General features: G+C 63.0%; 22 protein-coding genes and 1 pseudogene. 16 read left to right on the top strand and 7 right to left on the bottom strand.

Going from position 1 to position 26,223, the window contains the following annotated elements; all coding sequences use genetic code 11:
* Positions 1-6: 6 nt before the first annotated feature.
* Positions 7-873, bottom strand: a complete 867-nt coding sequence (locus E0W60_RS32605; RefSeq protein ID WP_133092987.1) for an alpha/beta fold hydrolase — start codon at positions 871-873, stop codon at positions 7-9.
* Between the two features lie 238 nt (positions 874-1,111).
* Complete coding sequence (locus E0W60_RS32600; protein ID WP_135706939.1) at positions 1,112-1,798, bottom strand: hydrolase; 687 nt, start codon at positions 1,796-1,798, stop codon at positions 1,112-1,114.
* A 736-nt stretch (positions 1,799-2,534) separates the two neighbouring features.
* Between E0W60_RS32600 and E0W60_RS32595 the strand changes: the two genes are divergently transcribed.
* Positions 2,535-3,803 (top strand): patatin-like phospholipase family protein, encoded by a 1,269-nt coding sequence (locus tag E0W60_RS32595; RefSeq protein ID WP_133092769.1) that lies wholly within the window; start codon positions 2,535-2,537, stop codon positions 3,801-3,803.
* 310 nt (positions 3,804-4,113) lie between these two features.
* Here the strand turns inward: E0W60_RS32595 and E0W60_RS32590 are convergent, their stop codons facing one another.
* Complete coding sequence (locus E0W60_RS32590; RefSeq protein WP_135706938.1) at positions 4,114-9,327, bottom strand: trifunctional serine/threonine-protein kinase/ATP-binding protein/sensor histidine kinase; 5,214 nt, start codon at positions 9,325-9,327, stop codon at positions 4,114-4,116.
* 457 nt (positions 9,328-9,784) lie between these two features.
* Here E0W60_RS32590 and E0W60_RS32585 point away from each other — a divergent pair, with 457 nt between their 5' ends.
* The 9 genes from E0W60_RS32585 (at position 9,785) to E0W60_RS32545 (ending at position 19,756) form a co-directional block, all read left to right on the top strand.
* Complete coding sequence (locus tag E0W60_RS32585) at positions 9,785-10,744, top strand: Bug family tripartite tricarboxylate transporter substrate binding protein (RefSeq protein ID WP_240746037.1); 960 nt, start codon at positions 9,785-9,787, stop codon at positions 10,742-10,744.
* A 399-nt stretch (positions 10,745-11,143) separates the two neighbouring features.
* The gene (locus E0W60_RS32580; protein ID WP_133092986.1) at positions 11,144-11,752 is read left to right on the top strand and encodes a response regulator transcription factor; all 609 of its coding nucleotides are present in this window, start codon (positions 11,144-11,146) and stop codon (positions 11,750-11,752) included.
* 539 nt (positions 11,753-12,291) lie between these two features.
* Entirely contained in the window at positions 12,292-12,567 is a 276-nt protein-coding gene (locus E0W60_RS32575) for a ribbon-helix-helix protein, CopG family (RefSeq protein ID WP_133092766.1), read from the top strand.
* Between the two features lie 3 nt (positions 12,568-12,570).
* Positions 12,571-14,598, top strand: coding sequence for a hydrogenase 4 subunit B (gene hyfB, locus E0W60_RS32570; protein ID WP_135706936.1), 2,028 nt, complete (start codon positions 12,571-12,573; stop codon positions 14,596-14,598).
* Between the two features lie 7 nt (positions 14,599-14,605).
* On the top strand, positions 14,606-15,553 hold the full coding sequence (locus E0W60_RS32565; protein ID WP_133092764.1) for a respiratory chain complex I subunit 1 family protein: 948 nt from the start codon (positions 14,606-14,608) through the stop codon (positions 15,551-15,553).
* Between the two features lie 11 nt (positions 15,554-15,564).
* The gene (locus tag E0W60_RS32560; RefSeq protein ID WP_133092763.1) at positions 15,565-16,224 is read left to right on the top strand and encodes a formate hydrogenlyase; all 660 of its coding nucleotides are present in this window, start codon (positions 15,565-15,567) and stop codon (positions 16,222-16,224) included.
* Between the two features lie 28 nt (positions 16,225-16,252).
* On the top strand, positions 16,253-17,680 hold the full coding sequence (locus E0W60_RS32555; RefSeq protein ID WP_431189933.1) for a hydrogenase 4 subunit F: 1,428 nt from the start codon (positions 16,253-16,255) through the stop codon (positions 17,678-17,680).
* A gap of 4 nt (positions 17,681-17,684) precedes the next feature.
* Positions 17,685-19,235, top strand: coding sequence for an NADH-quinone oxidoreductase subunit C (locus tag E0W60_RS32550; RefSeq protein ID WP_135706934.1), 1,551 nt, complete (start codon positions 17,685-17,687; stop codon positions 19,233-19,235).
* The gene (locus E0W60_RS32545; protein WP_135706933.1) at positions 19,235-19,756 is read left to right on the top strand and encodes an NADH-quinone oxidoreductase subunit B family protein; all 522 of its coding nucleotides are present in this window, start codon (positions 19,235-19,237) and stop codon (positions 19,754-19,756) included. Before E0W60_RS32550 ends, E0W60_RS32545 begins: the two co-directional genes overlap by 1 nt.
* 62 nt (positions 19,757-19,818) lie before the next feature.
* Here the strand turns inward: E0W60_RS32545 and E0W60_RS32540 are convergent, their stop codons facing one another.
* The gene (locus E0W60_RS32540) at positions 19,819-20,028 is read right to left on the bottom strand and encodes a ribbon-helix-helix protein, CopG family (RefSeq protein WP_133092759.1); all 210 of its coding nucleotides are present in this window, start codon (positions 20,026-20,028) and stop codon (positions 19,819-19,821) included.
* Positions 20,029-20,178: 150 nt separating this feature from the next.
* Here E0W60_RS32540 and E0W60_RS32535 point away from each other — a divergent pair, with 150 nt between their 5' ends.
* The 5 genes from E0W60_RS32535 to E0W60_RS32520 all read left to right on the top strand — a co-directional run bounded on the left by E0W60_RS32535 (position 20,179) and on the right by E0W60_RS32520 (position 23,180).
* Positions 20,179-20,451, top strand: a complete 273-nt coding sequence (locus E0W60_RS32535; RefSeq protein WP_135706932.1) for an HPr family phosphocarrier protein — start codon at positions 20,179-20,181, stop codon at positions 20,449-20,451.
* 13 nt (positions 20,452-20,464) lie between these two features.
* A complete protein-coding gene (locus E0W60_RS32530; RefSeq protein ID WP_135706931.1) occupies positions 20,465-21,295 on the top strand; it encodes a fused MFS/spermidine synthase in 831 nt (276 codons plus the stop codon).
* Between the two features lie 38 nt (positions 21,296-21,333).
* Entirely contained in the window at positions 21,334-22,494 is a 1,161-nt protein-coding gene (locus E0W60_RS32525) for a DUF1275 domain-containing transporter (RefSeq protein ID WP_135706930.1), read from the top strand.
* Positions 22,495-22,572: 78 nt separating this feature from the next.
* The gene (locus tag E0W60_RS37215) at positions 22,573-22,737 is read left to right on the top strand and encodes a hypothetical protein (RefSeq protein ID WP_165971416.1); all 165 of its coding nucleotides are present in this window, start codon (positions 22,573-22,575) and stop codon (positions 22,735-22,737) included.
* Between the two features lie 95 nt (positions 22,738-22,832).
* On the top strand, positions 22,833-23,180 hold the full coding sequence (locus E0W60_RS32520; protein ID WP_133092755.1) for a YkgJ family cysteine cluster protein: 348 nt from the start codon (positions 22,833-22,835) through the stop codon (positions 23,178-23,180).
* A 272-nt stretch (positions 23,181-23,452) separates the two neighbouring features.
* Here the strand turns inward: E0W60_RS32520 and E0W60_RS32515 are convergent, their stop codons facing one another.
* From E0W60_RS32515 to E0W60_RS32505, 3 genes are all read right to left on the bottom strand, one after another.
* The gene (locus E0W60_RS32515) at positions 23,453-23,878 is read right to left on the bottom strand and encodes an amino acid-binding protein (protein WP_133092754.1); all 426 of its coding nucleotides are present in this window, start codon (positions 23,876-23,878) and stop codon (positions 23,453-23,455) included.
* Between the two features lie 422 nt (positions 23,879-24,300).
* Positions 24,301-25,395: a branched-chain amino acid aminotransferase gene (locus tag E0W60_RS32510; protein ID WP_135706929.1), complete on the bottom strand. Its 1,095-nt coding sequence runs from the start codon at positions 25,393-25,395 to the stop codon at positions 24,301-24,303.
* Positions 25,396-25,565: 170 nt separating this feature from the next.
* A complete protein-coding gene (locus E0W60_RS32505; RefSeq protein WP_205751678.1) occupies positions 25,566-25,763 on the bottom strand; it encodes a hypothetical protein in 198 nt (65 codons plus the stop codon).
* 158 nt (positions 25,764-25,921) lie between these two features.
* Between E0W60_RS32505 and E0W60_RS32500 the strand changes: the two are divergent.
* A pseudogene (locus tag E0W60_RS32500) lies at positions 25,922-26,122 on the top strand (amino acid ABC transporter ATP-binding protein); the annotation flags it as partial.
* Positions 26,123-26,223: the final 101 nt, after the last annotated feature.

The raw sequence follows: 26,223 nt of genomic DNA, 5'->3' as shown, positions 1-26,223 counted from the left end.
CTCGGCTTATGCGTTCAGGAAGGCCAGCAGGTCGGCATTGACCTGGTCGGCGTTGGTCACGCACATGCCGTGCGATGCACCCGGATATACCTTGAGCGTGGCGTTCTTGACGATCTTGGCCGACAGTCGGGCCGAATTGTCGATGGGCACGATCTGGTCGTCGTCACCATGCAGGATCAGCGTCGGCACGGTGATCTTCTTCAGGTCTCCGGTGTAATCCACTTCCGAGAATTCCTTGATGCAGGCGTACTGGCCCAGGAGGCCGCCGGTCATGCCTTGTGCCCAGAACGCATCGATGGTGCCTTGCGAAACCTTGGCGCCGGGCCGGTTGAAGCCGAAGAACGGCGTGGTCAGGTCCCTGTAGAACTGCGAGCGGTTTTCCGCCACGCCCTTGCGGATGCCGTCGAACACTTCCATCGGCAGGCCGTTCGGATTGGCCGCGGTCTTGAGCATGATAGGCGGCACCGCGCCAATCAGCACCGCCTTGGCGACGCGCTTCGTCCCATGACGGCCGATGTAGTGCGCCACTTCACCGCCGCCGGTGGAGTGGCCGACCAGCGTTGCGCCCTTGATGTCGAGGGCGTCCAGCAGCGCGGCCAGGTCGTCGGCGTAGGTGTCCATGTTGTTGCCCTGCGCGGGCTGGTCCGAACGGCCATGGCCGCGCCGGTCATGGGCGATCACCCGGAATCCCTTCTGGACCAGAAAGAGCATCTGGGCGTCCCAGGCGTCGGCATTGAGCGGCCAGCCGTGCGAGAACACCACCGGGCTGCCCGTGCCCCAGTCCTTGTAGAAGATGCGGGTGCCGTCTTTGGTCGTGACGTAGTGGCCCTGCTTCGTGGCGCTGCCGCTGGCCGGCGCGGCTTCCGCGGCCATTGGCGTCAGTGCGGCAAGCGACGCTACCGATGCGGCCGCGGCGCCAACAGTGCTGCCTACCAGCAGTTGCCGCCGCGATGCATCGATGTTGTGGCTTCGTTCCTCGGAGTGTTCTATTTGCATGATTAGGGTTAGCCCAAAGTTGGCTGGAATCCTGGATGAATGAGATCGCTGGTTGCATCGGCCAATGCACGCAAACGTGTGTAGGCCGATGACTATCGTGTTCTTGACCGGCTGGTTAGCGTGCGGGCACCGGGGCGATGGATTCGTGTCCCGTGGCCGTGCGCTGGGCGGCCTTATGGACCATCGTGTAGGCGTAGTCGACGCCCATGCCGTAGGCACCGGAATGCTCCTTGACCAGCTTCATCACGGCGTCATAAGTATCACGGTGGGCCCAGTCACGCTGCCATTCCAGCAGCACTTGCTGCCAGGTCACCGGCACAGCGCCGGCCTGCACCATACGCTGCATCGCGTAGTCGTGCGCATCCTTGCTGGTGCCGCCCGAAGCATCAGCCACCATGTAGATCTCATAGTTGCCTTCCAGCATGGCGCACAGCGCGAAGGTGGTGTTGCAGACCTCGGTCCACAGGCCGGCCACGATCACCTTGTTGCGGCCGTTGGCCTTGAGCGCGTCGCGCACCTTCTGGTCGTCCCACGAGTTCATCGAGGTACGCTCCAGCGTCTTCTGGTCCGGGAACACGTCGAGCAGTTCCGGATAGGTGAAACCGGAGAACGACTCGCTCTCGACGGTGGTGATCGTCGTCGGGATACTGAAGATCTTGGCCGCCTTGGCCAGGCCGACGACATTGTTCTTCATCGCCTGGCGGTCCATCGACTGGACGCCGAACGCCATTTGCGGTTGGTGGTCGATGATGATCAGCTGGCTGTTCTGCGGGGTGAGGACTTCAAGCTTGGGATTGGACATTGTGTTGCTCCTGTTGGGGGCGAGAGTAGGGTTGCCACGGCACCAGCCGCCGCGACAGAGCCGCGTCGGGGCGGCCAGGCATAAGGGCCGCGACTGGCGTTTGTATCCGGATCGCAACCCGAGGCAAGAATAGTCGGCGCTGTCGGCCGTGGCCATTGGCAGATCGTATTAGTCGTCCGCTGCCTAGGTTTCATCGCGGCGCTGCCACGCCGTGCTATTGCAAGCAGGGCTGGCTTCACCGGCCCTTGCGGCGTGGGGAGACAGGGGCTGCGTGCGACTTCTGATCTGCGGTCGCCTGCAAACTGACCGACTGGAGCTGGCTCCGAGAGCCACGCCGAACTAACACCATGGTATAAGTGTTCAGGATCCCGGCAATGTGATGAAATGTTTTGCGGGATCATGCCAGTTTGGCGTGAGTGGGGACCTACGCGGCCACTTGCCTTCTGCTCGATGTCCGGCTGCCGCGGGCAGAGTGGACTGGACCTGCGGGCCGCCACCACGCCGAGCACGTACCTGAGCTAGTCCAATGTGGAAGTTTCGACATGACCACCCTCTTGGCCGCAAGAGCAGCCTGCCTTGGCGAATGGGTGGGGCGGGAAGAGAGCGACACGCCTGCGGCACGGCCTACCGCACTCTGATGCTGCTTCTACTGGTGGGACTCAGTGCCTGCGGGTCGCTTCCTCACAATGCTCCGCGCAATCTGCCTCAGGCCGCGGCTGGCAGCGCAACCGCGGCCATGCGCGAACCCACCGACGTCGCCGGCCAGACAACCGTCGCCATGTCGTTCTCCGGCGGTGGCACGCGAGCCGCAGCCTTCGCCTTCGGCGCGCTGCAGGGGCTCGACGCCATGAGAGGTCCTGGGGGCGCGTCCTTGCTCGACAATGTCGCATTCATTAGCAGCGTGTCCGGAGGCTCCATCACCGCTGCGTACTACGGCCTGCACGGCAAGGCCAGCCTGGCGACCTTTCGATCAGTGCTCTTGAAGGACGGAGAGGCGGGACTTCGCTTCAGTCTCCTGAATCCGGTCAACCTTGCGCGCCTCTTCGCGGGGGGCCTCAACGATCGGGAAGATCTCCGGACATGGCTCGACGAAGACGTGTTCAAGGGCGCGACGTACGCAGACATGTTCCGCCGCGGCAAGCCAATCGTCTGGATCAACGCCACCAATGTCTACTACCGGGTCGCGTTCCCGTTCAGCCAGTTGGCATTCGATGCGCTATGCAGTGATCTCGCGAGCTTTCCCGTTTCCGAGGCCGTCGCCGCGTCCATGGCGGTCCCGCTCTTCTTCGCACCGATCGTCCTTCATAAATATCCCGAGGCTTGTAGTGCACCGCTGCCGAACCTTGACCACGCCCAGAGGCCTGGGCAATCGCTGCTGCTGGGCGCGTTGGCAACCGCCGTTCGCGGTCACCGGGACACGTCGAAGGGAAAGTACATCAAGCTGGTCGACGGCGGGGTGACCGACAACTACGGCTTGGCCACCATTTTACAAACGCGCCTGCTGCTGGGCACGGCTTACGGTCCCATGAGCGAGAACGACGCGGTCAATGTGCGGCGGCTGCTTTTCATCGTTGTTGACGCCGGCCAGGGCCCGCGCGGCGATTGGAACCGAAGCCAGGGTGGCCCATCCGGAATCGAAGTCGCAAGCGCGGCCATCGACGCGGCAATGGCGACCAACGTCCGAATGAGCTATGACGCCTTCGTTCCCATGATGCAGCAGTGGCGCGACGACCTCGTGGCGTATCGGTGTGGCATGCCACATTCTCGGCAGCAGGAGATCGCTGCATACCGCCCAGGGTGGCGGTGCAACGAAGTCGAATTCTTCGTCACGCGGATCTCGTTTGAAGCCCTTGACAAGGAGCGTGCCACAAGTCTGAACGATATACCGACCAGACTTCGTCTGCCCGAGGTGGACGTCGATCGCCTGATCGAGGCGGGGAGGGATGCCATTCTTGGCAACCCGGTGATCCGCGAGTTCGAGCGCGAATCCACTGCGGTGCGATAGTCACGCAGTCCCGCGGCCCGCGGCGCTCTAGCGGAGACACGATCCGCACGGCCGATCTCGACTCCAAGGCGCCTGGGGTTGAGCGGGCCTAGCGAATTGAGTCATCAGGGTCCCGGCGAACTTGGCTTGCGTGCCGGCCCGATGGCACCGGATGGCCAGGGGCCGAAACCCCGCTAGCGTGGTAGCCCGCTGCGGTGAGGGCTTGATGAAGCCCTTCTGCGCGTCGAGCGCCGCATCACACGCCTTGATGCAAGAGGCGAAGTCTGAAAGGTTCAAAGCGAGTGGCCGGATTGGCATTTCTTTAGGAAGACTAAACTCCGCAACTCTCTTCGGGCGCAGTTTTGGCGGCCTTTAAAACGAACCCGAATACCGCGCCCCTCGGCCGGTTCGGCCAGGCGTGCAGGCGCCCGCCATGCGCCTCGAGGATCGAGCGACAGATCGACAGGCCCATGCCCAAACCTTCGGCTTTGGTCGTGTAGAAGGGCTGGAAAACCTGCTCCGTATCGCCAGGCAGGCCGACACCGACGTCGTGGACCGTGACCACTACCTCACGCGCCGGACTGACCGCGGTGCGTACAATGAGCTCGCGTGAATGCTCGAGGATCTCGCACATTGCCTCAACGGCATTGATCACGAGGTTCAGCAACACTTGCTGGAGCTGGATCTTATCGGCATACACCAGCGGCAGCGAAGGCAGGAGTTCGGTTTTCAGGATGACTTGGGTGCGCTCCAGTTCGCCGGCAAAGAGCGGCAGCGTCTCGGCGATCATCTCGTTGAGATTGATCCGCTGCGCTTGAGGCCCGGTCTTGCGCAGCATCGAACGCATGCCCGCAATAACGCTGCCAGCACGTTCCCCTTGTTCGACAATGGCACCCAACGCTGCGACCGCCTGCCCGACGTCCGGTTGCTTGCGATCGAGCCACCGTAGCGCGGCGCGCGCCTCGATGGTCAATGCCGCAATGGGCTGGCTCACCTCATGGGCGATTGACGCTGTCAACGCAGTAAGTGTCATGACACGGCTTGCGTGAGCCAACTCCGCCTGCGCCTGGCGCAGGGATTCATCTGCGCGTCGGCGATGCTCGGAAAGCCGGCTGTTCTCAATGGCACTGGCCGCCTGGAACGCCAGCAGCTTGATCACTTCGATCCGTGCCGGAACGAACACGCCTGGCGCAAGTGCGTTTTCAAGATAAAGCACTCCGGCCAGCCGGCCTTGATTTAGCAGCGGCAGGCACAGCATAGAACGTGCCCGGCGTTGGCTAACAAAAGGGTCAGCGGAAAAGGCTCCGTTGGCGCAGCCATCGTTTATGACGACGTGTTCGCGGGAATCCAGCACGTGCTCGATCATCGCCATCGGCATATCGGCCGCGTCGAGCGGGCGCACCGACAATGTCACCATGACCGTTTCATCACGAACGGCAGCCTCGGCTTGCACGCGATGTTCAGCGCCTTCGGGCAAGATGAGCAGCCCGCGCGTCGCGCCGGCCTGCTCGATCGCTGTCCGGATCAGCGTCGCCAGCAGCCGCTCCAACCCGGTCTCGCCTGAAATCGCCTCCGAGATCGCGATGACCGTGGCCAGGTCCAGATGCTGGAGCGGCGCGCCAATCGTGCCCATCGACGACGTTGAGGCAAGGGCGGCTCCCGCTTCGGCTGCCAGAGCGGGATACTGCATGTCGAGCTGCCAGACCTTGGCGTCTGCACCCCAACGCATGTAGCCGTGACGCGCCTGACGCAAGTACACCATCGCCACGTTATCAAGTTGACGATCCAGATAAAAGCGCGCCGCCAGCTCGTTTGCCAGGGCCTGCATGTGGATGAGGTCGCTCTCGCGTGCCAGGGCGATAGCCGACTCGTACCCGCGCATCGCGTCGATGTCGCGTCGTTCGAGCCGCGCGATCTCCGCCTGGACCAGCGTGGCCCGGTGCGCAAACGTCGCCGGACAGCGTCGTGCCCATTGTGCCAACTGCCAATGGTGCCCGGCCAGGGCGGGAAGGTGCGCTGCCAGTTCGCCTTCGACGGCCGGATTGCAGCACGCCGCGCGTGCCAGCGCGGCGTAAAAATGGTATTCGGCCTGCTCGAAATAGGCTGGCGAGGTCCACAGAAGCGGATGCGCCTGAGCTGCCGCATCCAACGCCTCTGCGGCGGCACCAGCCAGGTAGCGTGCCTGAAGCTTGCGTATCCAGTACCAGCATGACACCAGAAGCAGGCCCACGTCGCCGCGCAACCGGGCTTCGAACGAGGTTTCGCTGAAATCCTTGGCGTCGAAGCGGCCGAAGACCGGCGTCAATCCGCGCAGCGTACGTACGAGCTGGCGCTGGGGCGCAAGGCGGTCTGCTACCAGCGTGAATCGCGGCCCCCATGCGAACACGCTGCCCGAGTCGGCCTCGCGCTGAACACTGCCGAGCGGATCGCCGATTGCCAGCGCATGCGTCATCAGGTTGCTACGGATGTACGCGGCATAGGTGAGGTCGCCGATTTGCTGTGTCAACTCCAATGCCTGATGTAGCAGGCCGCGCGCGACCCGCAGCGGCTTGGACCAATGCAGAAGATTCCCACCGACGACTTGATAAACGCGTGCACGTATCCGATCAATGCCCCGCCGTTCCGCAACGTCTATCGACAGACGCTCGAATGCGCCGCCGGCCGGCTCATCGGTTGACGCGGCCATACGCAGCATTGCCACCCATGCATAGGCCAGAGCAGATTCGTCGCTGTTGCCATGCGACACGCTCAGGTTGACCATGCGCAGCAGCACAAGCCTGCGCAAATGCTCGTCGGTGTACCAGGCCGGCTGCACGAGGGCAATCAGCACGCGCATCGTGGCGAGCGCGCCAGCATCCGTCATCGGGGGCAGCGAGGCCAGTTCGGCGATCTCGCGGCCGCCGAGTTGACGGGCAAACAGCGCCTCCTCGTGCGCCAACGCCGTTGCATTGGGATGCGATGCCCATTCGACCCCTGCACGCTGCAGGTAAGCAAGGCCTACCGTGACCGCTTCAGCACGGCGCCCGCCGGTCATCAGCAAGCCAAGCTGGAGCTGCGTCAGCACTGCCAGCGCGGTGATCGACGAGGTGCGCGCGGCCAGTGCCTCCAATCGATGCTCGGCGCGTGCCGAGTCCCCGGTGAGAAACTCGCATTCGGCCATGTGCAGTGTCAATGCGAAGGCAAGGGGCTCTTGCCGGGAAAAGCCGTGATCGCCCAGCAGTGCAAGCCCGATCGACAGATAGCGCAGCGCCGCGGTGTTGGCGCATGCGGACTTGGCACGCAGGGCAGCGGCCAGGTTTAGTTCCGCGAGCCTGTCGCGCTCTCCCTGTGCCTCGATGTTGCCGGTCGCGCGGTTCAACTGTCCGACGATGGTAAAGATGCTCGCGTCAACCTCGTCGGATGGCGTGCGCTCCAGCAGCAGTCGGCCAACACGTAAATGGAACGCCTGCCGCGTCGGCTCGGCGATGCGCGAATAGGCCGCTTCGAGGATGCGATCGTGGGAGAAGCGCAGCACGTTCTCCCTGCACGAAACCAGCCCCGCCCGCACGGCCTCCCGGACCGCGGGCTCTAGTTCATCGGTGTCGCCGGTCCAACCGCGCGCCAAGGTGTCGACTGTGGTGTCGTTGCCAAGGCAGGCGAGCAGGGCCAGTGCGGATTGGGTGCTGGCCGCCAGCCGGTCGATCCGTCCAACCATCAGCGATACCACGTTGTCGGTCAGCGCCTTGGCTGCGATCTGGCCGAGATCCCAGGTCCAGCGTGCCGAGCCGTGGTCGAAGTGCAGCAGCCCCTCGTCGGATAGTTCACTGATGAACTGCGTGGCGAAAAACGCGTTGCCGGCCGTCTTCTCCATCACCAGTCGCGCGAGCGCGGCAGCCGTTTCGGTATCGCAATGGAGCGCGTCGGCGACGAGCTGCCGCAGGTTAGATTCGTCGAGGCAGCCCAGCTCGATCTGGGTCACTGCGGCACCATCCGCGCGTAGCGCATCGACGCATTGCATCACGCCCTGGCCGTCCCCGACCTCGTGACTGCGATAGGCGCAGACCACTAGCAGGTCTGCTGTGCCCGGCTCAGTGAGCATCTGGTGCAGCAGCGTGACGCTTTCGTCGTCGAGCCACTGGATGTCGTCGAGGCACAGCGTCAGCGGTCGCGCGGTGCTCGCAAGGGCGGCCACGAGGTTGCGCAGCGCGAGCTGCACTTGGGGCCCCGTTTCGCGCGAGGGCGTGTCGCGCATCCACGGTACCGGACCAAGCAGCGTCTGCAGTTCTGGCAGCAATGGCGCAAGCGCACCGGCGTTCGGCCCCAGCGCCTCCGCGATGACAGTGCGCCAGGGTGCCATGTCGGCCGCGTGATCTGCCAGTCCGATCCGCAACAGGCCGCTGACTGCTCGGGCGAGCGCTGCATAGGGCAGCCGTATGCCCGCATCGACAGGCGCGTCGATCGCTACGTCACCCGGCGCATCGGAATTGCCGGCGGCATGGATCCCGCCGCGCCCGGCAACCGCGCGACCAAACATCCGCATCAGCGACGTCTTGCCTACGCCAGAATGGCCGGAGACCGTCACCATCTCGCTGCGTCCCGTGCATGCCACGCGCTCGTAAGCTGCCAGCAGCGTCGCCATGGCTTGCTCGCGGCCATAGAGGCGGTCGGGTATTTCCCAGGCGCCCGAGAGGTCGCGTTGCCCCAGCGCGAACGCTGCAATCTGCCCATGCGCCAACAATGCCCGGCGGCAGTGCTGCAGGTCCCGCACCAGCCCTGCGGCTGTCTGATAACGCTCCTCTGGAGCTTTCGACAGGAGCTTCATGACAAGCGCCGACAGCATCGCAGGCACGGCCGGGTTGCGCTCTGCCGGCGGGCACGGCTTGCGCGCCAGGTGTGCATGGACCCAGTCCAGCGGGTCGCTGGCGACGAAGGGCAGCACACCAGTAAGCAGCTGGTAGAAGATCACGCCTAGTGCGTACAGGTCGCTTCGCGCGTCGATGGCGCGATTCATCCGGCCTGTCTGTTCTGGCGACATATAGGCCAGCGTGCCGGAGATCTCACTAATTTCCGCACGCGGTTGGGCGCTACGCTGCACTCGCGACGCGATGCCGAAGCCCAGCAACCACACCTGGCGCCGGTCCGGAGCCACAAGGACATGGGCAGGCTTCAAATCCTTGTGGACCAGGCCGCGCTGATGGAGATGACTGACCGCCTTGGTCACGGCCACGGCAATGTCGAGAAACGTCGCCGGGTCAATCGGCCCACCCACCAGGTGGGCGAGTGGCTCGCCTCCCGGATCGTCCAGCAGAAGCACTGCCGCATCGCGCTCGCACAACAGACTTGACGGGCGGGCGGCCCAAGTTGCATCGAGGTCGTCACGAAGCGCATATTCGTGAGCAAGCCGGTCAAGCGCGGCCGGCGTGCAATGCTTGTCGGCAGGCCAGACACCGAGCACGGGCACCTTGCGACCATCGTCCTGCATCAGCCAGCCGCGGCCAAACAGCCGGTCGCCTGCCTCCCATGTGGAATCAAAGCCTGAGCGTACGCCCGCCTGCGGGAAAAACATGGAAAGCACCGTTATCGGGAACAAATGTGCAAAAAAACGGCTTGCTTGCAGGCGCAGCCGGGAGGCTACATCTTATCAAATCGCCCCCGTCAACACATAGTCGATGGTTGTTGATGACTGATTGGGCAGCCTTCGGCGGGCCGTGCGGTAAGTACTTAAATACGTCTACTGGTCCAACGCCCTGAAAACCTGGCAGGCTTTTGCTGTCACGAAGCCGACTGGCAAAGGCAGGGTGTAGCAAGTCGACTTCTCCGCGTATGATCCGACCGCTAGAATCATCTCGCAAAATTGCTTAGCTCTTTTGATTGTGCAAACACTCGCGGAAATTATGCGACTCGAAGCCCTCGCGATCGTAGAACGCACCTCCACATGGACGATGGAGCGAGCCAGGACGAAGCGTGCGCCCATTGTGCGAAGCGCGACTGTGCTTGGCGCATGGCTGTTGCTGGGAGGAACGATGACTTCCGTTCAGCCAGCGTGGGCAGCTTACCCGGATCAACCAGTCACCATCGTCGTACCTTATCCTCCGGGGGGGCCGGCGGATCTTTTGGCGCGCCCACTCAGCGACGGCCTGCAAAAGGCCCTGGGAGCGCCTGTGGTGCTTCAATACAAGCCCGGTGCAGGCGGACAGATCGCCTTGCGGCACATACAGCGCGCTAAGAACGATGGCTATACGCTGGTGCTCGCCCTCGCTGCCTACGCGATCGGGCCACTCGTGAGTAAGTCGGCGGGCTATGACCCCGTCAGCGACTTCCAACCAGTCTCTCTCATAGCAAAGCAACCGTTGGTTCTCTATGTGGGAGCCACTTCCAGAATCACGTCTGTATCCGACCTTGTCGTCCGGGCGAGGTCCCATCCGGTTACCGTGGCATCGTCTGGATACGGAAATACGAGCCATCTCGCCATAGAGTTGCTCTCGCAATCTGCCTCGATTCGCGTGACACATGTTCCGTACCACGGCGGCGTCCAGGCGGTCATGGCAGCGATCAGCGGTGATGTGGACGCAGTCTTCGCTGGCGCCGATAGCCTCAGACACATCAAGTCCGGGAAGTTACGGGCACTGGCGGTTGCGAACGACGCGCGTCTATCGATAGCGCCCGAGACACCCACCTTTGCCGAGGCCGGCTTGCCAAACATGTTGGTCACCGGCTGGTATGGCGTTCTGGCCCCCAAGGGGACCGCGAAGGAGAGAATCGAGAAACTTGATCTAGCGGTGAAGCAGGTCCTTTCCGAGTTGTCGAAGAGCGAGGTACTCTCGGGTTACGGTTTCAAAGTCGTGCACGCGGGCCCCTCAGATTTCCAGGTGTTTATTCAACAGGAGCTTGCGCGTTGGAGCAGGCTGGTCGCTGACCGCAATCTCGTTGCGGACGAGGTAGAGGGTGGAAATGCCGGCGTCGCGGGCAATGTTCGACGGTAAAAGAAGTTCCCGCCAGCGGCGGACCAAGGAATACCGTTTCCTTCGGTTCACGCTGAACCGACACCTAGCCACGCGGCCCTGTCGACTATGACAAAGCCCGTTGTTCTGGACGGGATGCGCCTATCGGCCGATCACCGTTCGATGACCAGCATGAGTGACCGCTGAAGTTTTGAGTGCGGCCGTTGCCATCGCCGCGACCCGAATGACGGCAGTGGGTTGCGGATTCGAACTAACCCCATGGTATAAGTAGCCGACGACCCCATAGCGTGATGTAACAAAATGTTTTGCGAAGCCCATGGCTCAGGCTGAAGGCTCGCGCACCCGCACCGATGGGTGCACTGGAGATAGACCGTGACAATCAACAGCTTCATAGCAGCGGACAGCGCGAGTGATGAAGCGATGGTGTTAATCGTTGATGACGACGCAGCGCTTCGCGGCGCGTTGGAGAATCTCTTCCGATCCGTCGGCATGCGTGTCGCACTGTTCGCATCCGCTGCCGAACTTCTCGCGTTTGCGTTTCCGGATGCGCCTACCTGCCTGTTGCTTGATGTCAGGCTGCGCGGGCAGAGCGGCCTGGACCTGCAGACCCGGTTGTCGCAAATAGGCATCCCGGTCCCGATCATTTTTATGACCGGATACGGCGACATCCCCATGACCGTGGCTGCCATGAAGGCTGGCGCGGAGGATTTCCTGGCGAAGCCATTCCGCGAACAGGACCTGCTCGATGCCGTGACGGCAGCCTTGGAAAAGGATGAACAGCGCCGCCGTGGCATGCGCAAGCTTGATGAATTGCGAGCCAACTATCAGGGCCTCACACCACGTGAGGCCGAGGTCATGTGTCTGGTTGTTGCCGGTCGGCTGAACAAGCAAATCGCTGGCGAGCTTGGTATCAGCGAGATCACCGTGAAGATTCATCGCGGCCAGGCCATGCGCAAGATGAAGGCGCACACGTTTGCCGAGCTTGTGTTGATGGCGCAGCGACTGGGAATATGCGAGCCGCCGCTTTAAGTTCCTGCTGCCTTTCCCCGGTGTCGGGGAGAGGCATTCAGTCCTGAGGCGGCAGGGTGAACTGAAACACGGCCCCGCAAGGCTGATTGGGACTGGACCACAACCGTGGCAGAAAATAAACTTGTCACCGAGGTATCCGGCTGGAACTCATGTCGAATAAAGGTGGCGGAAAATGAATTGACATTTTTATCGACACTCTAAAAATAATTAATCAGTCAATTCGCATTAGTCCGAACTACAGACACGCGATCTCGCAGTATGGCCTGCCGTCGCGTGGACCGAGCTGAGCAGTCGAGGTACCGCAGGCGCTTTCTCCCAACTGCTCGACCGCTATCCGAAGCTCGGTGCAGACCCCAATCGGTTGGGTCTACGAAATGTTTACAACTTGTCGCATGCTGCGGTCGGCAAGCCTGTGCGCATTCTGCTGACGCCGGCGCCACGCGGGAGAGCGCGGCTCGACTGCGAAGTCCTTTGGATTCGCATGGCCATCATCTATGATGTGAATCATGTAATCATCGTATTGCCATCTTGAGGCTCCCATGGAGCAAAAGACCGCTCGGCTTACGCTGCTCATCGATCCCAACAAGAAGGCTGCCTTCGAGCGCCTTTGCGCACAGCAGGATCTGACCGCCTCGCAGGTGATACGGCGTTTTATCCGCGACTACCTCGCCCAGCATGGCGTCGATTACGTCCTCAGCGGCGTGGACACGGATAAAGCGGAAGCCATGGGCAAAGAGAAGTCACCGGTTGGCGCGCCGTCGCGGCGCGTTGCGAAACCTCCTGCCAAGCGCCGTGCGGCCCGCCGCGGAGCCTGATCCATGAGCAGCGTGCCCCCACTCACGCAATGGCTCCATCTCGACTGGATGCTTGTTGTGGTTGGGGCCTGGCTGCTTGTCGCTGTGGCAGGGGTCCTGGCGCTGCATCGGTTTGACCTGGTATCCCACCTGCTATTCCCCATCGGGGGGCTGCTAGGGTTGGCGCTGTTCGGCTTGGCGCTCCACGCTGTGTTCGGCACGCCCGAGGTCGCCGTGCTGCCCATTGGCCTGCCCGCACTGCCGTTCCACGTCCGGCTCGACAGCCTGTCCGCCTACTTCCTGATGGTCATGGGGGGAGCGGCGGCCGGCATCTCGACGTTTGCGGCTGGCTACTTCCGCAAGGGGGAAGGCACGCCGCCGGGCCTGCTCTGCCTTGAGTACCACCTGTTCCTCGCCAGCATGGCCGTGGTGATCCTGGCAGACGACGCCTACTCATTCATGGTGATGTGGGAAACCATGGCGCTGTCATCGTTCTTCCTGGTGACGGCCAACCACCGGATCGCCGAAGTGCGCGCCGCCGGCCATCTCTACATCACGATGGCGCGCATCGGAGCGATCGCTATCCTGCTGTGCTTTGGCGTGCTACAGGCCAACACCGGCGACTATACGTTTGCCAACATGCGCGCCCAGGCGCTGACGCCGTTCTGGGCCTCCGTCGGTTTCCTGCTCGCCCTGTTTGGATTCGGCGCCAAGGCGGGCATCCTGCCGCTGCACGTCTGGCTGCCGGAGGCGCATCCGGCAGCGCCGTCGCCGGTGTCGGCGATGATGAGCGGTGTCATGCTCAACACTGCGATCTACGGCCTGTTGCGGGTGTCCTTCGACTTGTTGCAGATGCGTCTATGGTGGTGGGGCGTAGTGCTGCTGGCCGTTGGATTGGCCACCGCGCTGTTCGGCGTGGTTTTCGCCGCGGTACAGACCGACATGAAGCGGCTGCTGGCCTATTCGTCGATCGAGAACATGGGCCTGCTCTTTGTTGCCATGGGCCTGACACTGCTGTTTTCGGCCTACGGCATGAAGCCAATGGCCGCGCTGGCCCTGACTGCCGCGCTCTACCATGTCGCCAGCCATGCCTTCTTCAAAAGCCTGCTCTTTTTGGGAACCGGGAGCGTGCTGCATGCTACCGCCGAGAGAAGCCTTGGCAAGCTGGGCGGATTGATTCGCTATATGCCATGGGTGGGCTGGCTGACGCTGCTGGGCGTGCTGGCCAGCGCGGGGCTGCCCCCGCTCGGTGGCTTCGTCTCGGAGTGGCTGCTGCTGCAAAGCTTCCTGTTCACGCCTGGCCTCCCAGAGCCGATACTGACCATGCTGATCCCAGTGGTCGCCGCGCTGATCGCGCTGGTGGCGGCCCTTGCCGGCTACACCATGGTCAAGTTCTTCGGCGTGATCTTCCTCGGTCAGCCGCGTGAGCCCAAGTTGGCCCACGCGCACGACGCCGGGCGCGGGGAGCGCGCGGGCATGCTGTGGCTGGCGCTGGGTTGCATAGCGCTGGGCCTGCTCCCGACCCAATTCGTCCAGCTGATCGATCCGGTGACGCAGCAGTTAGTGGCGAGCGGACTCGGCGCCCGGGCCGCGGCCGGCGGCGGCTGGCTGCTGGCGCCTAACGGCCTGGCTCAGGCCAGCTATGGGCCGGTCATTTTCCTGTTAGGTATTCTGGCCAGTTTTGCGCTTGCCTATCTGCTGGTGCGCCGCTTCTACCACGGTCGGCTTCGCCGCAGTCCGCCCTGGGCCTGCGGCTTTCCATGGAGCACCGCGCGCATGCAGGACACTGCCGAGGGGTTTGGTCAGCCGATCCGCCAGATCTTCGAGCCGTTTTTCCTGATGCGTCGTGACCTGCCGACGCCATTCGACGAACAGCCGCGCTACCGGGTCACGGTTGCGGACCATTTCTGGCGCTGGCTGTATGTCCCCGTGATCGATCTGGCATCGTATCTGGCCCGCCTGATCGGCCGGATGCAGCAGGGACGGATTTCGGCTTACCTGCTGTACAGCTTCCTGACCCTGGCCGCCACGCTGCTGGCCGTGATGCGATGAGGGTTGCATGAACCTGACCGGGACCCTGTCACAGCTACTCGAGATCGTGATCTCGATCACGCTGGCGCCCTTGCTGACCGGCTGGGTCAATCAGTGGCGGGCCTGGCTGCAGAACAAATCGGCGCCCAGCGTCTGGCAGCCATATCGAATGCTGCACAAGCTGTTCAACAAGGAATCGGTGGTCGCGGACAATGCGTCGCCTCTGTTTCGCGCCACGCCTTATGTGGTGTTCGGATGCATGGCGCTGGCCTGCTCGATCGTCCCGACCGTGTCCACCGACTTGCCACTCGCGCCGGCCGCCGACGCGATCGCCCTGGTCGGGCTGTTCGCGCTGGCGCGGGTCTTCATCTCGCTGGCGGCGATGGACGTCGGCACTGCCTTCGGAACCTTGGGTGCGCGGCGAGAGATGCTGATCGGCTTCCTGGCGGAACCGGCGCTGCTGATGGTGCTGTTCTCCGCCTCGCTGGTCTCCAAGTCGACCTCGCTCACCACCATTGTCGAGACGATTGCTCACCGCGACCTGGCCATCTACCCCGGACTGGCGTTTGCCGGCGTTGCGTTCACCATGGTATCGCTGGCGGAGAACGCCCGTGTACCGGTCGACAACCCTGCCACCCACCTCGAGCTGACAATGATCCACGAGGCGCTGATCCTGGAATACTCGGGCCGGCATCTGGCGCTCCTCGAGTGGGCGGCAAGCCTGAAGCTGTTTGCCTATTCCTGCATCGGCCTGGCGTTGTTCTTTCCGTGGGGAATCGCTGAAGCGCAAGCCCCCTTGGCCATGCTGCTGGCGCTGCCCGTGCTGCTGTTCAAGCTCATCGTGGGTGGAATCCTGCTCGCGGCGCTGGAGACGGTGAGCGCCAAGATGCGCATCTTCCGCGTGCCGGAGTTCCTGGCCACTGCCTTTCTGCTGGCGGTGATCGGCATGCTGGTCCACTTGCTGTTGGCTCACTGACAAACAAGCTAATGACTGCGCTCCTCACCCAGTTCGTCAACCTGCTCGGCGCGGTGCTGCTGATCCTCGCCTTCGCCATGATCTCGCAGCGACGGATCCTGTCGCTGATCCACTTGTTTACGCTGCAGGGTGCGACCCTGGCATTAGCCACCGCCGTCGTTGGCTACGTGACGGGCCAGCCGCACCTTTACCTGTCGGCCGGCCTGACCCTGGTACTCAAGGTGTTGCTCATCCCCTATCTGCTGCACCGCGTTATCGATCGTCTCCAGATCCGCTGGGACGTCGAGACGCTGATCAACATTCCCACCACCATGCTGATCGGCATCCTGGTGGTGATCTTCGCCTTCAATCTCACCATGCCAATCGCGCGGCTGTCGCTGAAGCTAGCCAGCGGCACGCTGGGCATTGCGCTGGCATGCGTGCTGTTGTCCTTCCTGATGATGATCACGCGCTCCAAGGCGGTGCCGCAGGTCATTGGCTTCCTGGCGATGGAGAACGGCCTCTTCTTTGCAGCCACCGCCGCGACATACGGCATGCCGATGGTGGTCGAGCTGGGCATCGCGCTGGATGTACTGATCGGCGTGCTGATCCTGGGCGTGTTCATGTTCCAGATCCGCGAGCAGTTCGACAGCCTGGACATCCGTCACCTTGAAAAGCTGAAGGAGGATTGAGTTGATTGCGCTGGCCCTGTTGCTTGCAATGCCGCTCGCCGGCGGGCTGGTGCTCGCGCTGACGGGACATCGCGAACGCGCACGCGACATCAATGTCGCCTTCAGCCTGGGCACATTCCTCGCCGCCTGCATGCTTACAGTGCGGATCGTCGCCGATGGCCCCATGCTGGCATGGGGCCGGGAGTTCTACATCGATCCCCTGAACGTCTTTCTCGTTGCGCTGACTGCGTTCGTGGGCCTGACGACCTCGATCTTCTCGCGGCCGTACATGCGGGTGGAGCACGACCACGGCAAGATGACGCCGCCGCGGTTGCGCCTGTACCACAGCATGTACCAGCTCTTCACCTTTACCATGCTGCTGGCGCTGACGACCAACAATATGGGCATCGTATGGGTTGCGATGGAGGCCGCCACGCTGACCACGGTGCTGCTGGTCAGCGTCTACCGCACCGCCGCCAGCCTCGAAGCGGCATGGAAGTACTTCATCCTGTGCGGGGTGGGGATTGCCCAGGCGCTGTTTGGCACGGTGCTGCTCTACATGGCCGCCGAGAAAGTCATCGGCGCGGAGGGGGGCGCGTTGCTGTGGACCAATCTGGACGCGGTCAAGCGCCAGCTCGATCCCAACATCATCACGCTGGCATTCGCCTTCCTGTTTATCGGCTATGGCACCAAGGTCGGCCTGGTCCCGCTGCATAACTGGCTGCCCGATGCCCACGCCGAGGGCCCGACCCCGGTGTCCGCCGTGCTCTCCGGCCTGCTGCTCAATGTGGCGCTCTATGCCGTGCTGCGCTGCAAGGTGCTGACCGATGCGGCACTGGGCAACCATCTCACCGGCCGCCTGATGATGGGGTTCGGCCTGGTATCGGTGGTCGCGGCGGTCTTCTTCCTGATCCGGCAGCGCGACATCAAACGCATGTTTGCATATTCGTCCATCGAGCACATGGGCATGATGACCTTCGCCTTCGGCATGGGCGGGCCGATCGCCAGCTACGCCGGCCTGCTGCACATGACGGTGCATTCGCTGGTCAAGTCCGCAATCTTCTTCGCTGTGGGCCACGCCGCGCAGAAAGCGGGCACGCAAATCATGGACGACATCCGCGGGCTGATCCGTGTCAGCCCCACCGTCGGCTGGGGCCTGATGGTAGGCGCACTCGCCATCCTGGGCATGCCGCCGTTTGGGGTCTTCGCCAGCGAGTTCCTGATCGTCACGACCGCCATGCGCGAGCAGCCGTGGGCCACGCCCTTCCTGCTGATTGCTCTCGGATTGGCATTCGCCGCGGTGTTCAGCCGGGTACAACCGATGGTGTTCGGTGACACCACGCTCAAGCCGCTGGCGCATCCGCCAGCGCTGATCCCAGTGTTCGTGCACCTCGCCCTGGGGCTGATGCTGGGCCTCTATATTCCGCCCTATCTCGACACCTGGTACCGGCAGGCAGCCGCAATGCTGGGGAGCTAGACCGATGACACTGTCAGATCTCAGCCTTGAGCTGGCGCGGCTGCCTGCGCCGCTGCCGGTCTGGCACGGCCAGGTCGGGCAAGACGACTGGTCTGCCACGGCCCGCGCGGTGGCGGATGCGGGTGGGCGCCTTGTTGGACTGTGGGGCGCCGACCGCAGCGCCATCGGCGGTACGTTGGCCGCATGCGTGGCGTATGCCATGCCGCGAGGACTGATATGGCTCGAATTGCGGCTTGATGGTGTCGCGCCCACCGTGCCGGATCTGAGCAGTGCATTCCCGTGCGCAGGCCGAATGCAGCGTGCCATGACCGACCTGGCGGGTATCGCCGTGCACGGCAGCCACGACGCCCGGCCCTGGCTGGACCACGGCCTGTGGTCGCCAGGGCCGCGACCGCTGCAAAACGGCGCGCAGCTGAGTGCGGCCACGGCCGGCAAACTGCCGGCCGACTATCCTTTCGTGCGTGTAGAGGGCGACGGGGTGCACGAGATCGCGGTCGGCCCGGTGCATGCCGGCATCATCGAACCCGGCCACTTCCGCTTTTCCGTGGTCGGAGAAAAGGTCCTGCGGCTGGAAGAACACCTGGGCTACACGCACAAGGGCATCGAGCGGCGGTTCACCGAACTGCCGCCGCTGGAGGGCTACCGTCTGGCCGGCCGGGTCTCGGGCGACTCCACCGTGGCCTACGCCTGGGGCTATTGCATGGCGCTCGAGTCTGCCTGGGACTGTGCGCCCCCGCCGCGCGCAAACTGGCTGCGTGCCCTGATGCTCGAGCGTGAGCGCGTGGCCAATCACCTGGGTGACCTGGGGGCGCTGGGCAACGACGCGGGGCTGGCCTTCGGATTGGCGCAATTCTCGCGCTTGCGCGAAGACTGGCAGCGGCTGTCCGGAGAGGCTTTCGGCCACCGGCTGATGATGGACGCCGTGGTACCGGGCGGCGTAGCGCAGGACTTGACGACAGCCATGCTTGAGCGCTTGCGGCAGCAGTGCAACCGCATTGAGCGGGAAGTGCGCGTGCTGCGCGCAGTGTACGACGAACATGCGGGCCTGCAGGACCGCTTTCTTGGGGCGGGCCGCGTCACGCCACAGCTTGCCGCCCAGCTTGGGCTGACGGGGCTGGCCGGACGTGCCAGCGGCCGAGCGGCGGACCTGCGCTGCGACCATGCCTGGCCGCCCTACGATAGCCTTGCCGTAAAAATGGCCGGACACCGCGGCGGCGATGTCGCCGCCCGTGTCGCGGTGCGATTCGATGAGGTGCTGGAGTCGCTGCGACTGATCCGTGCCATCTGTGCAGGCTTGCCGGATGGGGCCACGCGACTTGCGCTACAAGCGCCCGCCGGCGCCGCCATTGGGGCGGGATGGGTGGAGGGCTGGCGCGGCGAAGTCCTCGTCGCGCTCGAACTTGCCGATGACGGCCGCATCCTCCGCTGTCATTGCCACGACCCGTCGTGGCAGAACTGGCCGGTGCTTGAGCACGCCATCATCGGCAACATCGTGCCGGACTTTCCGCTGATCAACAAATCCTTCAACCTCAGCTATGCGGGGCACGACCTCTGATGTGGCAAATCCTCAAGCAAATCGCCCACACCGGCATCGTCACTGAGCCTGCGCCGCCCGGCGCGGGGGAGACTGCCTCTATCCAGCGCATCCACCGGGAACTGCTCGACATTCTCGGCCAGGCGCTGACGATCCGGCAGGTCGACGCAGGCTCGTGCAATGGCTGCGAGCTGGAGATCCACGCGCTCGGTAATCCTTACTACAACATCGAAGGCCTGGGCATCAAGTTCGTCGCCAGCCCGCGCCACGCCGACATGCTGCTGGTGACCGGGCCCGTCTCGCGTCATATGGAGGAGGCGCTGCTGCGCACCTACGCGGCAACCCCGGAGCCGAAACTGGTGGTGGCGGTAGGCGACTGCGGTTGTACCGGCGGGATCTTCGGCGAGAGCTATGCGAGCTGCGGCCGTGTCGCCAACGTGATCCCGGTCGACGTAGCCGTGCCGGGCTGTCCGCCGCCGCCAATAGAGATCCTGCGCGGAATACTAAGCGCCGTTCGGCAGGCCGGTGCCACACGGCGCTAGCGATCCGGCCCTGGCATCAGCGGTGCGCACTTGAGCGTGGGCACCGGCCGGCTCCCGTCCTGCTACGCATCACCCACTTCCTTCGCCACTGACCTCGGCGCGCCGAGCGTCGGCCGGGTGGCGTAGTCCACCTCGTACCGCTGCAAATAGTCGCGAATCATCTGGCGAACGACTTGGGATGGCGTCTGGTCCTGGGCGGCGCAGAGTGCCTCAAAGGCCTTTTTTTTCTCCGGATCGATCAATACGGTCAGGCGGGCGGTCTTGGATTCCATGCGTCTAACAATGTCATCATATTATAATGGCATTATCATTATATACATCTCCAGGATGCGCCGGCATGCCATCGGCCCGGTGTGCAGGCTGGCAGGGGCGCGGTCCCGCGCAAACGAGTCTTGAGGGCACCTTTTTCTGATGAGGGCGCAGTGGTAGAAGTGACGATAGAAGTAACTGCCGGCAACGGATTTCAAGGCCGGAATTCTGCACGGTTGGCTTTCACGGCCAATCAGTTTGAGTGCAAGATCCTGCTCACCAGCGGCCCCTGGATCGCAAACGCCAAGAACGTTATGGAGGTCATGCGCCTGTCCGCTCAAGTGGGGACACACCTGGGCATCCAGGCGGACGGCGTGGACGAGGCCGCCGCTGTCGTCACTATCGCGGCATTGTTGAGGGGCGAGGCGCTCCCCAAGTCTCGCTAATGGAAACCGACAGATGCACGCCGACCGCTCCTCGTTCGAGGCTTATCTGAAATTCCTGGCCGAGGCGGCCAACGACGGTACGCCCCAGGTGTTGGAAACCCAGCACGCCCTGTCACTGCATTTCGACGCGCTGGCCACCCAAAGCTTCATGTCGCGCAAGGATCCCGACAGGCTCGTGCTGGGTTATACCCGGACCATGATGGGATTCCTGCTGTTGCACCCAACGCCCGCCAGAATCTCGATGATCGGCCTGGGGGGCGGTTCACTGGCCAAATATTGCTACCGGCACCTACCCAATACCAGGATTGTGGCCATTGAGATCAATCCGGCGGTCATTGCCCTGCGCGACCAGTTCCACATCCCGCCGGATGACGAGCGACTCGAGGTAGTTTGCGCGGATGGCGCCGAATATGTCTCGAACCGGAATGCGCGACCGGACGTCATCCTGGTGGATGGCTTCCTGGCCGACGGCATGCCGGTGCAGCTTGGCACCGCGGACTTCTATGCCGACTGTCATGCACGCTTGACCGATACCGGGGTGCTGGTTGCGAATTTTCTCGAAAGCGATCCCGATATTCCGCTCTACCTGGAGGAAGTCAGCGCCTCGTTTGGTCAGTCGATATCGCTTTCCCTTTCCGAAGACAGTTGTAACTACACGCTGTTTGCCTGGAAAGGTGCGCACAAGCTGCCCTCCCTGAACGCGCTGACGGCGCGTGCGCGCATCCTGGAAACGGCGCATTCGCTGAACCTGACCGCGGCCGCTCGCCGCCTGAAGCACGGCGAGCGGCTTGCGTCGGATCGCGCCTTCTGGCCTAAGCTCGGAAGGTCGCAGACTCGGTATTGACACCGCCCCCCCGCGCACACCACCTTACCGACGCGACCATGCCAATCCTGTACCTGCGTAAGCTCACCGGGAAGGAGCGCAATCCCGGGATCAATCGGCAACTCGCCTGCTACCTGGCCTTCGTTGCCGGAGCGACCAACGCGGGAGGCTTCCTGGCCGTGCAGCAGTACACCTCTCACATGTCGGGGATCGTGTCCGCCATGGCCGACAACCTGGCGCTTGGCAGTTTCTGGCTGATGCTGGACGGCCTGGGGGCCATGCTGTCGTTTTTGGCGGGTGCCGCCTGCTCGGCGGTGCTGATAAACTGGGCTCGGCGCGAGCGGCTGCATAGCGAATACGCATTGCCGCTCATGTTGGAAGCTGCGCTGTTGGTGTGTTTTGGCCTGCTTGGCAGCAATCTCGAGCACCACGAATGGTTGTTTGTACCAGCAACGGTCATGGTGCTCTGTTTCATCATGGGCTTGCAAAATGCCATGATCACCAAGCTGTCGAACGCCGAGATCCGCACCACGCACGTGACCGGCATGGTCACCGACATCGGTATCGAACTGGGCAAGCTGTTCTATTGCAACCTGTCCAGAGCCGATTCGAGCAAGCCACTGGTGCTCGCCAATCGGCACAAGCTACAGGTACTTATCACCCTGGTCGCCTTATTCTTTGCCGGCGGCGTCATTGGCGCCTTGGGGTTCAAGCACGTCGGGTTCAGCGCCACGCTTGTCCTGGCAACCTTGCTGCTCGCCCTCGCGGCGGTTCCGGTGCTCGACGATGTGCGCCTGCACTTGTGGCGCCGGGACCTTCTGCCTCATTTGGCCGCACGTTCCCGGCGTTGGGCTCGGGCAGTCAAGGAAGATGTGCACGCGGTGTGGCTGGCCGCGCACGATCCCCGCACGCCGTGGTATGCGAAAGCGCTAGCCTTGCTGGTCGCAGCCTATGCCTTGTCGCCCATTGACCTGATTCCGGATTTCATTCCAGTGCTCGGCTATCTGGACGACGTGGTGCTGGTACCGCTCGGCTTGTTGCTGGCAATACGATGGATTCCTGCGGAAGTAATGCGCCAGCATCGCGTAGCCGCCGCAGAGGCCGCAAATCGCCCCGTCAGCCACGTTGCTGCGCTGGTGATCGTGATCCTCTGGGCCATTGCCGCGGTGTCGGCAATGATCTGGCTCGTGCAACATCTGCCCGGGCGGGGAAGCACCTGAAACGACGGCCCGATCAGGCGCAAAGTTGCGCAAACCTGAGCTGATGACACGGCTCAATGGCTTCGTAGAGAGTAAGACATGAGCGACGAACAGTATCACCGTGCCGTGGATCTGATCCACTTGCTCTACGCAGCGCTGGTCGGCCTGATGTCCCCCGGCGGAGGCGAGGAAGCTCGTGAGCTGGCCGAGAGCGCTATGCAAGAGGCGTCGGAATTCCTCGGATTACAGCCGGGGGAACGGTAGTTGAACTCGATTGCGGCGCACAGTTGGGTCGCACGTAGCGCGCAGCCTTCCGCTACCTCGGCTCGCTCCCGACCGACTGTCTGATACCTGCACCAATGAATAGTCAAAAGATCAGATTTCTTCGCTCGCGAATTCCCACCTTCGAGTGCACCCCTGGATGTCATGACTGTTGTGGGCCGGTGACCACCTCAACCGAAGAGATGTCGAGGCTTCCCGTTAAGAGCGATGCCGAGCACGAAACTGCGCTGGCAAACCTAAATTGCCCCCATCTGGATACCAAGGGGTGTAGCGTGTATTCGGAGCGCCCGTTGATTTGCCGCTTGTTTGGCACGACCCCAAGGCTTGCCTGCCCGAACGGAAATCGGCCGGAAAGAATGATCGATCCGGATATTGAAGAAGAAATTCAGCGCTTCTTTGTAGAGACACGCCACGTGCTGGTATGAGGCAAGAGGCACCGGCGGTAACAACAGGACGCAGGCAATTCTCTATCGTAAGGCCGCCTTGCGCAGCAGAGCCAACCCTGGCGGCCAGCAATGCCGGCGGTATCTGCGCCTAAAGGCTCGAGACCAATCAGGCGCTGGACGAGATCGGGCGGGAGTCTGGTCCGTCGCGTGGAGTGCATTCGCCGATTGACCCCGTGGCATTGCGCACATCAAGCAAACCGGAGCACGCGACGCGGCTCGATACCTATCGCGAGCGCGTCATGCGAGCTCCTTCAGACAACGGCTTTGAGGACGTCCGCTGCCAGGTCCGCCTCCGCCAGCGAGTCGACCGCCACGTAGGCGACAAATTGCGTACCGATTACCGCCGCTGAAAAACCACGGAGGTTGATCCTCGCTTCGGCAAGGTCCTCGGTCAAGGCAGCGGCAAGGCCCGGTATATTCTGGCCCATGACACGCACGCAATGCTGCTTTTGCGTGAGATTGAATCCGGCGATGGCCGCCGCCACCATTTCGCGCTCTCCCTGCAACGGTGTGACAAACACGACGCTTTCGCCAGGCCTGTCCGGACTGCGCCGGGCAATGATGAATTGCAGATCGGCCCCCACATCGCGCAAGGTCGTCAGGACCCCGGCTAGGCCACCCGGCTTGTCCGGTATGCTCGCCGCCCAAACTTCCACTTGTTCCACGAGCAGTTCCATCGTCGTTTCTCCTTGCTCCACCCGTTCGGCGCGAGAGGCCGCTCCCCGTATCGGCTCATCCAGCCGTGGCGCACCGTCCATTGGATGGGTGCTCAGCGAGAAGCCGTCGTCTTGCGGGCGAACGGCGAACGTGCCTGGCGTTAGCGGTAAACGTGAAGTGTAGTAAAGATAAAGATGCTCCGTCGAAGCGCCTGAGCAGAAGGTTCGATAAATCAATAAGTTAGAGCGTTTCCTTGGTGGGCAGGCGTACCAACAACACCCTTCGCGGTGGGCTTGCCGGCACGCAGGTCGCGCACCGGCCCCGGTATTTGTTGGAATTGACCGGACCGCCAAGGCGGGCGGGGATAGACGTCAAACCGAATCAACGCGGCGCGGACTGGCTTCCGATTCCGTGCGTGCCGCTGATGTCAGACACGCCGGTCTCAATCGACGTGATGGACCCATCCGAACGGGTCGGCGATCCTGCCGCGCTGGATGCCGGTCAGCAACGAACGGAGGCGTTGCGTGACTTCGCCTTCCCCACCATTGCCGATCGTGAATTCTCCACCAGCGTGGCGCACCTGCCCGATGGCGGTGACGACCGCGGCCGTGCCGCAGGCGAAGGTTTCCTTAACCCGGCCACTGGCTGCATCCGTGCGCCACGACTCGAAGTCATATGGTGCTTCGTTGACCGGAATACCCTCGTGCCCGGCCAGTTCGATGATCGAAGCGCGGGTAACGCCCGGCAGGATTGTCCCTGTCAACGGGGGCGTGCGCAGGGAGCCGTCATCCATCACGAAAAACACATTCATGCCCCCGAGCTCCTCGATCCAGCGGTGCTCCGCAGCATCAAGGAACACCACCTGGTCGCAGCCTTTGGCCGAGGCATCGGTCTGCGCGATCAGGCTGGCCGCGTAATTGCCGCCGCACTTGGCCGCGCCGGTGCCGCCAGGGGCCGCGCGGGTGTATTGATCCGAAACCCATACGGTCACCGCCGACTTGCCGGCCTTGAAATACGGGCCGACCGGGCACGCGATCACGCAGAATATATACTCGGCCGCCGCGCGCACACCGAGAAAACTCTCCGAGGCGAACATGAACGGGCGCAGGTAGAGGCTCCCCTCGCTTCCCGGAATCCAGGCGCGGTCAATATCGACGAGCGCTTCCACGGCTTGCAGGAATGTGGCCTCGGGCAGGTCGGCCATCGACATGCGGGCAGCGGAGGCGCGAAAACGCCTTGCGTTCTCCTCCGGTCGGAACAGGGAGATCTTGCCGTCCTCGCCACGGTATGCCTTCATGCCCTCGAAGATTTCCTGCGCGTAGTGCAGTACTGCGCAGGCGGGATCGATTTGGAAAGGACGGCGTGCTTCGACCTTGGCGTCATGCCAGCCGCGACCGTCGGTCCAACGGATCGTGACCATGTGATCTGTGAAAACGCGTCCGAAGGTCGGGTTTTCCAACCTGGCTGCGATCTCATCGGCGGGGGTGGGTTGGGGGTGAGGCTCTACAACGAATTGCAATTGATTTTCCGTGCTCATTTTTCAGTGTTCCAAGGATGTTGGGCCATATGGCCCTGGCCGACGCGGTATTGTCACCGGGGCGGGTGTCTTACAAGGGTGGAGAGCTACTCGCCAAAACGCGGTGCGCCGTCGCGCGCCCCATCACGGGCAGGCCGGACGCGCCCGATTCTAATCTGCTGCGGGCCGGGTCAGGCCGCAGCCCTCTGCGCGTTACTGCGATATTGGGCCAGCAACGCCATCCGCCGCTGCCGCGTCCTACGCAGCACGGGCAGGCGAACCAGCGTTTGGGCGCCGCTCAGGTAGACACAGCCTTTCTCGAGGGGATACTTGTCGCCCAGGCTGGCGTTCGCCAGGGCCTCGGGCCGGTTGCGCGGGTAGTTTGGCATTCACCATGTCTGTCTCCGGATGCTTCTTTTGTCCGGAGGAGTCTAGGAAGCGCTCGCGCCATCGTAAATTCAAGAATTCCAACATCTGGTATCTTCAAAACGCATAGCGGAGGGATGGACGCGCTGACAACCGTGTCCTGGACTGCCATCTTCACTGCCTGAGTGTGGTCGAGTCGCTTGCCGCCGACGGCGTGACGCTGATGATGGTGACGCACGAAATGAACTTTGCGCGCAAGGTCAATGACCACATCGTGTTCATGCACCCGGGCAAGGTGCACGAGGCGGGCACGCCCGACCAGGTATTCGGCCAGCTGCGGACCCCCGCGTTGCGGCAGTTCTTGTCAGCCGTACACGGTTGACCGGAGCAGTGGCGCGCTCGCGGCTGTCGACGGTGGGTGGCCGGGCATCCGTCAATGCCCTGGCATGGCGCAGTTGAGCGATGCCTGCCGTGGTCTGCACG

It is taken from the genome of Cupriavidus oxalaticus (assembly GCF_004768545.1).
GTDB lineage: Bacteria > Pseudomonadota > Gammaproteobacteria > Burkholderiales > Burkholderiaceae > Cupriavidus > Cupriavidus oxalaticus_A.
This window is presented reverse-complemented; position numbering and strand designations above follow the sequence as displayed.